The organism is Paenibacillus oceani (assembly GCF_014705615.1).
Taxonomy (GTDB): Bacteria; Bacillota; Bacilli; order Paenibacillales; family NBRC-103111; genus Paenibacillus_AB; species Paenibacillus_AB oceani.
In genome coordinates this window covers 1-8845 of the sequence record NZ_JACXJA010000077.1, presented here as the reverse complement: position 1 = coordinate 8845, position 8845 = coordinate 1, and the positions used below count along the sequence as shown (strand labels likewise).

Here is an 8845-nt window from a genome sequence, read left to right as displayed (position 1 = left end):
CGCTTTCAATTTCAGATATAGTGAAGTTGTTATCGGATGCAATCTGAACAAGAATTTCTTTTAGTCTTACGTCGATTTCTTCCACAAGTAACTTGTGTCGGTACTTTACGCACCATACGATGTGGTACTGAATGGCATAGACGTAACCACGACCACGCTTTATTTCTGACACATAATAACCTCTGATTACAGGATAACCTATGTCAGCGTTGTTCACCTATAGGAACCTTGACATTAAAGGGATTGTTGTATTAGTCACCTAAACATGTATCGGATAGTTTACGTGGCATAAGCCACGCCCTATCCGATGTTTTCTAACTCATGACTGAAGTCACGAGTTTGCGAAAACTATGCTTCAATTCCTTTCTTTTCCGGTTGACGGAGGAAAATCGGCAATCTCTCGCGAAGAAATTACGGACCAGCTACGAGCGGGAGGTTCAATTATGACGAAAGATCGATTCCATCTTCAAGGGGAAGGCTGGTTTGCCCAAGCGTTTGCTCGCGCCCCGGTCGGCATGGCGCTCGTCTCCGCAGACGGCCGGTGGCTCACTGTCAACGAAACGGTCTGTTCCGTCATCGGGTATGCCGAGGACGAGCTGATGGAGATGACGGTCCGTTCCATCGTTCATCCCGATGAGATGGACGTGCTGTTGGCTTCGCTGACGGGTCTGCTCGACGGGACGCAAAACTCTCTGCATCTGGAGATCCGCGCTCTGCATAAGACGGGCTGCACCGTTAGGGTACAATTGTGTACCTCCCTGGTGCGGGACGAATCGGAGCAGCCGTGCTTCTTCGTACTGGTGCTCCAGGACGTGTCCTGCCGGAAGACGGGGAGTCCCTTCGAGCGATTACCGGCGATGTCCGGCGATCGGCCGGAGTACGACAGCAGGCTGCAATCCCAACTGGAGCACAGCAACCGGATGTACCGCCTATTCTCGGAAAACTCGCAGGATGTCATAACGATTACTTCGAATGACGGGACGATTCTCTTCATATCCCCGGCTTCCAGAAGCGTGATGGGTTACGAGCCCGAAGAGCTGATCGGCCGTCTTGCCACGGAGCTATGGCATCCGGAAGACAGGGCGGTCTTTGAGAGCTCCGCTCCCGATTTGATATCCGGAGGCAGCTCATTCGAGTGCCGCGTTCGCCACAAGAACGGCTGCTATTTCTGGTTTGAATCGACGGTGAAACCGTTGGACGATGCGGACGGCGGTTCCGAGCACATTCTGGGGGTTGGAAGAAACATAACCGAACGGAAACGGGCGGAGAAAAAGCTGCGTGCGGCAAAGGAGCGAATGGAGTCCTTTATCCGGAACAATGTAGACCCGATAATGATCATGGATTCGGAAAGTATAGTACAACAAGTCAACGAAGCGTTCGAGAACCGGTTCGGCTGGAGCGGCGATGAAATCGTCGGACGCCCGCTCGGCGAGCTTGGTTTGATTCCGCCGGACAGGAGCGAAGAGATTCAGCGGAATATCCAACGGTTAACAAGCGGCGAATCGCTCAAAGGATTCGAAACGGTGCGGCAATGCAAAGACGGGACGAAGCTGAACGTGCTCGTGACGGCGTTTCCGATGAATGACGAACGCGGCCGGCTGTCCGGCTGGTCCGTTTCGCTGCGCGATATGAGCGACCGCAAGCACGCCGAGGAGCTGATGATCAACTCGGAGAAGCTGTCGCTGGCCGGGCAGCTGGCCGCGGGGATCGCGCACGAGATCCGCAATCCGATTACCGCGATTAAAGGTTTCGTGCAGCTGATGAGAAACGGATACGCCGAGAAGAAGGAATACTTCGATATTATCGCATCGGAGATTACGCGGATCGAGATGATCTTGAACGAGCTGCTCATTCTGGCCAAGCCGCAGACGGTCAAGCTCGAGCGGCAGGATATCCGGGTGCTGCTGGCGCAAGTAACGACGCTGCTAGATACACAGGCGATTCTGAACAACGTGCAGATCGTCACCGAATTTTCGCCGGGCATTACCCATATCTCCTGCGACGAGAACCAGTTGAAGCAAGTGTTCATTAATTTTATTAAAAATGCGATCGAGGCGATGCCCGGAGGCGGGGAGATCGTCATCCGGCTGAAGCGGGAAGGGACGGACCGGATTCGGCTGAGCATCATCGATCAGGGCTGCGGCATTCCGGAGCACGTGCTGGGCCGGCTCGGGCAGCCCTTCTACACGACGAAGGAAAACGGGACCGGTCTCGGGTTTATGGTCAGCAAGCGGATCATCGAAAATCATCATGGCACGGTAAAGGTGACAAGCTGCGAAAATTCGGGCACGACAGTCGACGTGGTGCTGCCGCTCGCTCACGAGCAGCAAACCGGAATTTGAATTATTCGCACCGGATGCCCTATAATGAACAGTAAGTATCGGAAGCCGGGAATGCAGTCCGCATTTACCGGCTTTACGTTTGCAGGAGGTACGTATGATCGTCATCAAAACGAAAGAAGAGATTGAACACATGCAGCGTGCGGGCGAGCTGCTCGCTTCCTGTCACCGGGAGCTCGCGGCCTTGATCCGGCCCGGGATCACGACACGGGAGATCGACCAGTTTGCCGAGTCGTACATTACGAGCCGCGGGGCGGCGATGGAACAAAAAGGATACCGGGGCTACCCTTATGCAACGTGCGCTTCGATAAACGACGTCATCTGCCATGGCTTTCCCGGCGAAAGGAAGCTGGAGGACGGCGACATCGTGGCCATCGATATGGTCGTGAATCTGAACGGCTGGCTCGCCGATTCCGCCTGGTCGTATGCGGTGGGCAATGTGTCTCCGGAAGCGCAGAAGCTGCTGGATATTACGAAAGAGGCGCTGTATCTCGGAATCGCGCAGGCGGTTGTCGGCAACCGGATCGGCGATATTTCCCATGCGATCCAGACGTTCGCGGAAACGAACGGGTACTCGGTGGTGCGGGATTTCGTCGGCCATGCGATCGGTCAGGCGATGCACGAGGAGCCTCAGGTGCCTCATTACGGACCTCCGGGCCGGGGCACGCGTCTGAAGGAAGGGATGGTCATTACGATCGAGCCGATGATCAATATCGGTTCATACAAGTGCAAGATCGACCCGGACGGCTGGACCGCGAGGACGATCGACGGCAGTTTGTCGGCGCAGTACGAGCATACCGTGGCGATTACGGCCGACGGCCCGCTCATATTGACGAAGCAATAAGCGGGAAGTGAAGCCGGGGAGCGGCCGCTCCTGAACTCCAGCCGCCCTGGGCGGTGCCCGGCGTCATATGGCCGCGGCCAACCGCATGCCCCGGCGCTTCCGCTGCCGGCTGCAGGAGGGAACGATGCCTTCTCCATGTACCCCGTACGGAGCGGAGCGTACGGCGGAGGCCGTCCCTAATTACGAATAGGTGGAGCTGTTATGATCGTGTACCGTCTGTATCACAAATACAAAGATCGTGAACTTTTTTATATCCTTCCGCTTGTTGTGCTGTCGTTGGCGGTGAATTTGGGCTATTTTTATAAAGTGATGGTTTCGCCGGAAGGGTTCCCGACTTCGGATGACAGCGAATGGTACTTGAATTACGCCTATTCGATGCTGGACAACTTTCAGATCAGCCTGCATATGAACGACATTTTATATATGGGCTACAATATGCTGCTTACGCTCCTTCTGGCTATCTTTAAAGACCCTGCTGCGGTTTTGTTTCTTCAGGCGGCTACGACCGGCTTGAGCGTGATGCTCGTGTATGCGATCGCCAGCCGATTGTTTAACCGGACGACCGCCGTGATCGCTTCGGTGTTTTATTCGTTTTCCTCGGGGATTATCCGCTGGACGACTTATGTGATCACGGACAGCTTTTTCATCAGCCTGCTGCTGTTATGCGTCTATCTGGTCCTGCGTTGCTTCGAATCGGACAAGAGGAGGTACAAGGCAGGGTTTGCGGCTGCGGCGCTGCTTATGGTTATGTTCCGGCCTGCGGGAATTATCACGTTGGCATTTATGATGGTATATATTCTGGTCCGGTTAGGCCGGACGACGGTGTTTGCTTTTCTCAAGCGATACCGGTTCGTGCTGGGCGGGGGAGTCGCCGCGGCGGCCGCAATCGGCGTTTATTTATTAACCAGCGGCAAGCTGGACCCGCTGCTCGCTTCCATGGAAGAGAACATCCGGATGGTGCTGTACAACATTTACGCCACGGGCTGGGTGTATGACAAGTCGACTCCATACGATCATGTGTATACGCCGAATTACGAGATCAATATCATGAACAGTCTGATCGTCAGCTTCCTGATTAACAACTGGGACCACATTTTGATCCTGTACGGCAAACGGATGATTTCCTTCCTGGGCTGGTGGGTGTGGCGAGCGGATTTCGGCAGCCTGTGGGGAGTCGCATCCTTTGTCCGGCACGCCTTGCCGACTTTGCTGTTCGTGATCGGCAGCGGGGCGGCGATCATGGCCGGACGGTTTCGACAAGCTTCGGTGTTGTGGCTGGTGATCCTGGCTGTATTCGTATTTTGCGTCATCTTTTTTATCGACGTGATGTACCGGTATAAAGCGCCGGCGTTGCCGTTTATCGCGATCGTCTCGGCCTATGGGGCGGATCGGGTATTAACCGCTGCTCTCGGCTGGTTCCGGAGATGGAAACGAGGCTGAACATCAAAGAACCGCAGGAGCATCTAGGAGACTCCTGCGGTTCTTTTGTGCAGCAACGGCCGTCTGCGGGAGTGTTGGCCAGCGTTACAGAAGCGCTTCAATTGCCGGCTTCATCTGGTCCGTCTCGACGGTAGATTCGAACCGCTGAGCGACGTTGCCGCTGCGGTCAATCAGAAACTTGGTGAAGTTCCACTTGATGTCGTCGCCTTCCAGCAAGCCCTGCTGTTGGAGGAAGGTAGCGAGCCGGCTCTCCGGATCTTCGAATCCCTGGAACGGGGCTTGTCCGGTCAAATAACCGAACAACGGATGCTGATCGGAACCGCGAACGTCGATCTTGTCGAACAACGGGAACGTCACGCCGTAGTTCAATTGGCAGAACGTATCGATCTCCTCGTTCGTACCCGGCTCCTGGGCGCCGAACTGGTTGCACGGGAATCCGAGCACGACCAGTCCCTGGTCTTTATACTGCTCGTACAGCTTCTGCAGATCGCCGTATTGTCTCGTAAATCCGCATTTGCTGGCTGTATTGACGATAAGCAGCACTTTGCCTTCATAGTCGCTCAAGCTTTTTTGCGTTCCGCGAATCGTATTCGCCGTATAATCGTAAACTCCCATCGTTCATTCCTCCCGTGTCGGTTGATGAATGTTCCGCAGCAAGGCGTTCAGCCCGGCATGGAGCGATTGTGCCTGTTCCCCGCTAAGTCCGGTGCGGGAGACAATCCGGCCGGGCAGCCCGGACGCCTGTTCCTTCAGCCGGACACCGGGGCCGGTGAGCCGGATGCGGACGTTGCGCTCGTCGCGCGGATCGCGGATTCGTTCCACGAGACCGGCAGCCTCCAGCTTCTTAAGTAGCGGCGTCAGCGTCCCGGAATCCAAATACAGCCGCTCGCCCAATCGCTTCACCGTCATGTCGTCTTCCTCCCATAGGGCGAGAAGCGTTACATATTGCGTGTACGTAATGCCCATCTCGTCGAGATAGGGCCGGTACAGCTTCGTAATCTCGCGGGAGCAGGCGTATACGGCGAAACAGATCTGGTTGTCGAGCTTCAGTATATCGTCCCGGTTCATAGCGGCCTCCTGCGGTATTTGAATCGTGCTCAATTAAATTGCATGCAATGCATTGGTGACAAAATAAAATTAACAAAATACCGGATTAAAGTCAAATCACTTATTCGAAAAGCGGAGAGTAAAGCGGCAGCTTTTCGGGAACCCGATAATTTCTTCTTGCTTCTAAATCATTGACCATGCGAAAAGGAGATAGACCGGCGATGCGAACGATACGATCGCTTCAAACTACGTTGCTGGCGGCAGCGTAGTTTGAATTTTTGGCAGAGGGCGCTTCCGAAGCGGAAGAGCCGGGGAGAGTCGACGTAGAAGAAGACGGAACGGCTTAAGGAGAGATCCGGTCCGGAACCGTCCGCTCGGCAAGCTCCCCGTCCACCCCCAAATAATAATGCCGGATCGGCTGCAGCATGTCATCCAGTTCGTAGACGAGCGGGAGTCCGGTCGGGATGTTCAGATCGGCTACTCCATCGGAAGGAAGCTGATCGAGGTATCTCACCAGCGCCCTGAGCGTATTGCCGTGGGCGGATATGATGATTTTCCGGCCGGCGCGCAGTGCCGGGGCAATGCTTTCGTTCCAGCAGACTAACGCGCGTTGCTCGGTGTCGGCTAAGTTTTCCGCCAGCGGAGCGGGCACGCCCGTATATCTAGGGTCGTTTCCTTCGTACCGCGGGTCGTCCCGGGCGAGCAGGGGCGGCCTTACGTCGACGGACCTTCTCCACAGATGGACTTGCTCCTCGCCGTATTGGGCTGTGGTTTCCGCTTTGTTCAAGCCTTGCAGGGCGCCGTAATGTCTTTCGTTCAGCATCCACGTTTTGTGAACGGGAATCCACATCAAATCCATCTCGTCCAGCACGAGCCATAACGTCCGGATCGCTCTCTTTAATACCGACGTATAGGCGGCGTCAAAAAGGAACCCGTTTTGCTTCAAAATTTGCCCGGCTTGCCGGGCTTCCTGAAGACCGTTCGCCGACAAGTCGACGTCGGTCCATCCGGTAAACCGGTTTTCCTGGTTCCACACGCTTTGACCGTGGCGGATCAGCACTAGTTGAATCATCCGGGCACATCCTTCCGACAAGGAACGGGATTATGGAATGCGGCTGTTCCCAGGTGCCGCATCCTGCGGGCGTAATAAACCAAAGCGCCCGCTCCGTACTGGAGAGAAGGCGCTTTGCATACATATTCCGATCAAGAACCGGAGACGATCAGCTCGTATTTGTTCAGCGTCGCTCCGAGCATCACTTCTTTGCTGTCGGACGCTCCGCGGTGCGAGGCACGGAACGATTCGCTGGACGTCCAGTTTTTGAACGCTTCTTCGTTCTCCCAGACGGTGCACACTTTCAGCTCTTCTTCGCCTTCCTGGCCGGCTCCCAGCCATACTTCCAGACGCACGAAGCCCGGCATCTGCTGAACGCCCTTCGCTTCGGCGAATCTTCCGGCCACCTGCTTGCCGAATCCGGCCTTGATCCGGATCGTATTCGTAACGACTAACATAGGTTTCGCCTCCCGACAGTATCGTTTCTTTTCTTTTTCCATACTTATTATACCAGTTTGAATTAGCTAAGCCAAAACGGGGGCGGGCGGAGGAACGGCCGTGAAACTGGTTCGGCTGCGTTGCAGGCTCGGATTTCGGGAAGGTTCGGAAGGAAAACGCAGCCGGATTGCGAATGTCTGAAAGACAGCTTTTATACAAAAGAGGCAGGGAACTTCTAACGAAAGGATGGGAGAGCCGATGGGGACCCGCAGCTGTGTAGCGATTGTGGATCAAGGCCGGATATTGATGGTCCGGCAACGCTACAAAGGAGAACAGTTATGGACACTGCCGGGAGGAAGCATCGAGGAGGGGGAAACGGCGGCCGAGGCGGCCAAACGGGAAGCTTTGGAAGAAACGGGGCTGACGGTGGAAGTGGGCGAGCTCGTCGCGGAGCGGTATTCGGAGCGGATCAAAGGCATGTATTACTGCTTCTTGGCCAAATCGGCCGAAGGAGTGCCGGCATTAGGAACCGATCCCGAATTGGAAGGCGGCAGGCAGGAACTGGAACAACTGCGGTGGTTCCGGTTGGAGGAACTGCTGGAGCATCAGGAAATAAGCCCGATTATCGAACGGCTGAGATAAGTCTCACGCACAGCGGCAAAGGAGAGCGAACATCTTGCATCTGTTGGTTAAAGAAACGACCGCGCTTAACGAAATATCCGTCTACGAGAGTACCGAGCTGTACGGAGAGCTGGGAAAGTTCCGGTATTTGCAGTTTTCGGACGATGCGGTGCAAGGCGCCATCGATCTGAAAGACCCGAAACGCATCGTGCTGGAATACCCGAGGGCGATCATACACCTGATGGAAAGCAACCATCCGTCGTTCGGGGGCGTATTCGTGATCGGACACGGGATCGGCACGATTGCGGGCCGTTACCCGGACAAGCGGTTAATAGTAGCAGAGATTGACGAAAAGGTCGTAGAGCTGAGCCGGTTGTATTTCCATTACCGGGGCGACCATGTCCGGATCGGGGACGGACGGCTGCTCCTGGAGCAAGCGGATCTGCATTCGCTGGATTACGTGGTTGTGGATGCCTTTACCCGAAAGGGGACTCCGCGTCACCTCACGTCCTCGGGATTTTTCCGCTTGACCAAGGAAAAGCTCACCTCCAGGGGAGCCGTCATACTCAACCTGATGGGCAAGCCGGGAAACGACAAACGGGTCAATGCGATCTATACGACGCTCCACGAGTATTATTTGTACGCTAAAGCGTTTTATCTCCCCGGAACCGACGGGGCGGACATCTACAATATGCTCCTGATTGCCGGCGACCAGGAGATTCAGTTCCATCCCGGCGAGATGGCCGGCTTTCGAGAGGTCGAATTGGAGCCGGGGTACGTGATTGTAGACTAAAGGAAGCCGCCTTCAGGTACGCTTGTATCTTGGAGCCAATGGAGTGGTCGGAGCACCCGGAGCTACTACGGTTATTGGGGTAACTGGAGTAACTGGAGCAATGAGATTAGCGAACCTTAGCAGTCTTTTGCAACTCTTATTTTTCGAAAATGTAAGCTGGGCGCAAAATAAGCGTCTTTAGCGGTAACTACTTAGGTACCTCAAAAAAGATGGTTTGAATGATGGGAAATTTGTGTAATGAAAAGTAATGGAACTATTTTTTAATAGGAGCG

At 54.9% G+C, this 8845-nt stretch carries 10 protein-coding genes; 5 read left to right on the top strand and 5 right to left on the bottom strand.

Annotated elements, in window-relative coordinates; all coding sequences use genetic code 11:
- On the bottom strand, positions 1 to 172 hold a 172-nt coding region (locus tag IDH45_RS33500; protein ID WP_190932508.1), incomplete at its 3' end, for a transposase.
- 271 nt (positions 173 to 443) lie between these two features.
- Here IDH45_RS33500 and IDH45_RS33495 point away from each other — a divergent pair.
- The 3 genes from IDH45_RS33495 (at position 444) to IDH45_RS33485 (ending at position 4623) form a co-directional block, all read left to right on the top strand.
- On the top strand, positions 444 to 2342 hold the full coding sequence (locus IDH45_RS33495; RefSeq protein WP_190932507.1) for a PAS domain S-box protein: 1899 nt from the start codon (positions 444 to 446) through the stop codon (positions 2340 to 2342).
- Positions 2343 to 2436: 94 nt separating this feature from the next.
- The gene (map, locus tag IDH45_RS33490) at positions 2437 to 3183 is read left to right on the top strand and encodes a type I methionyl aminopeptidase (RefSeq protein ID WP_190932506.1); all 747 of its coding nucleotides are present in this window, start codon (positions 2437 to 2439) and stop codon (positions 3181 to 3183) included.
- Positions 3184 to 3384: 201 nt separating this feature from the next.
- The gene (locus tag IDH45_RS33485; RefSeq protein WP_190932505.1) at positions 3385 to 4623 is read left to right on the top strand and encodes an ArnT family glycosyltransferase; all 1239 of its coding nucleotides are present in this window, start codon (positions 3385 to 3387) and stop codon (positions 4621 to 4623) included.
- Between the two features lie 84 nt (positions 4624 to 4707).
- Here IDH45_RS33485 and IDH45_RS33480 read toward each other — a convergent pair whose 3' ends face one another.
- The 4 genes from IDH45_RS33480 to IDH45_RS33465 form a co-directional block, all read right to left on the bottom strand.
- Positions 4708 to 5238, bottom strand: a complete 531-nt coding sequence (locus IDH45_RS33480) for a glutathione peroxidase (RefSeq protein ID WP_190932504.1) — start codon at positions 5236 to 5238, stop codon at positions 4708 to 4710.
- 3 nt (positions 5239 to 5241) lie between these two features.
- Positions 5242 to 5691: a MarR family winged helix-turn-helix transcriptional regulator gene (locus IDH45_RS33475; protein WP_190932503.1), complete on the bottom strand. Its 450-nt coding sequence runs from the start codon at positions 5689 to 5691 to the stop codon at positions 5242 to 5244.
- A 322-nt stretch (positions 5692 to 6013) separates the two neighbouring features.
- Positions 6014 to 6742, bottom strand: coding sequence for a 2,3-diphosphoglycerate-dependent phosphoglycerate mutase (gene gpmA / locus IDH45_RS33470; RefSeq protein ID WP_190932502.1), 729 nt, complete (start codon positions 6740 to 6742; stop codon positions 6014 to 6016).
- Positions 6743 to 6873: 131 nt separating this feature from the next.
- A complete protein-coding gene (locus IDH45_RS33465) occupies positions 6874 to 7179 on the bottom strand; it encodes an antibiotic biosynthesis monooxygenase (RefSeq protein WP_190932501.1) in 306 nt (101 codons plus the stop codon).
- A 238-nt stretch (positions 7180 to 7417) separates the two neighbouring features.
- Between IDH45_RS33465 and IDH45_RS33460 the strand changes: the two genes are divergently transcribed.
- Both IDH45_RS33460 and IDH45_RS33455 read left to right on the top strand, forming a co-directional pair.
- Positions 7418 to 7801 carry an NUDIX domain-containing protein gene (locus IDH45_RS33460; protein ID WP_190932500.1) on the top strand — a complete coding sequence of 128 codons (384 nt, stop codon included), beginning with the start codon at positions 7418 to 7420 and terminating at the stop codon, positions 7799 to 7801.
- A 34-nt stretch (positions 7802 to 7835) separates the two neighbouring features.
- Positions 7836 to 8573, top strand: a complete 738-nt coding sequence (locus IDH45_RS33455) for a spermidine synthase (protein WP_223837256.1) — start codon at positions 7836 to 7838, stop codon at positions 8571 to 8573.
- The last annotated feature ends 272 nt before the right edge of the window (positions 8574 to 8845 follow it).

Bases quoted from the DNA above. Each gene is read 5' to 3' on its own strand.
- IDH45_RS33495 (WP_190932507.1), top strand. From the start codon at position 444: ATGACGAAAGATCGATTCCATCTTCAAGGGGAAGGCTGGTTTGCCCAA.
- map (WP_190932506.1), top strand. From the start codon at position 2,437: ATGATCGTCATCAAAACGAAAGAAGAGATTGAACACATGCAGCGTGCG.
- IDH45_RS33485 (WP_190932505.1), top strand. From the start codon at position 3,385: ATGATCGTGTACCGTCTGTATCACAAATACAAAGATCGTGAACTTTTT.
- IDH45_RS33480 (WP_190932504.1), bottom strand. From the start codon at position 5,238: ATGGGAGTTTACGATTATACGGCGAATACGATTCGCGGAACGCAAAAA.
- IDH45_RS33475 (WP_190932503.1), bottom strand. From the start codon at position 5,691: ATGAACCGGGACGATATACTGAAGCTCGACAACCAGATCTGTTTCGCC.
- gpmA (WP_190932502.1), bottom strand. From the start codon at position 6,742: ATGATTCAACTAGTGCTGATCCGCCACGGTCAAAGCGTGTGGAACCAG.
- IDH45_RS33465 (WP_190932501.1), bottom strand. From the start codon at position 7,179: ATGTTAGTCGTTACGAATACGATCCGGATCAAGGCCGGATTCGGCAAG.
- IDH45_RS33460 (WP_190932500.1), top strand. From the start codon at position 7,418: ATGGGGACCCGCAGCTGTGTAGCGATTGTGGATCAAGGCCGGATATTG.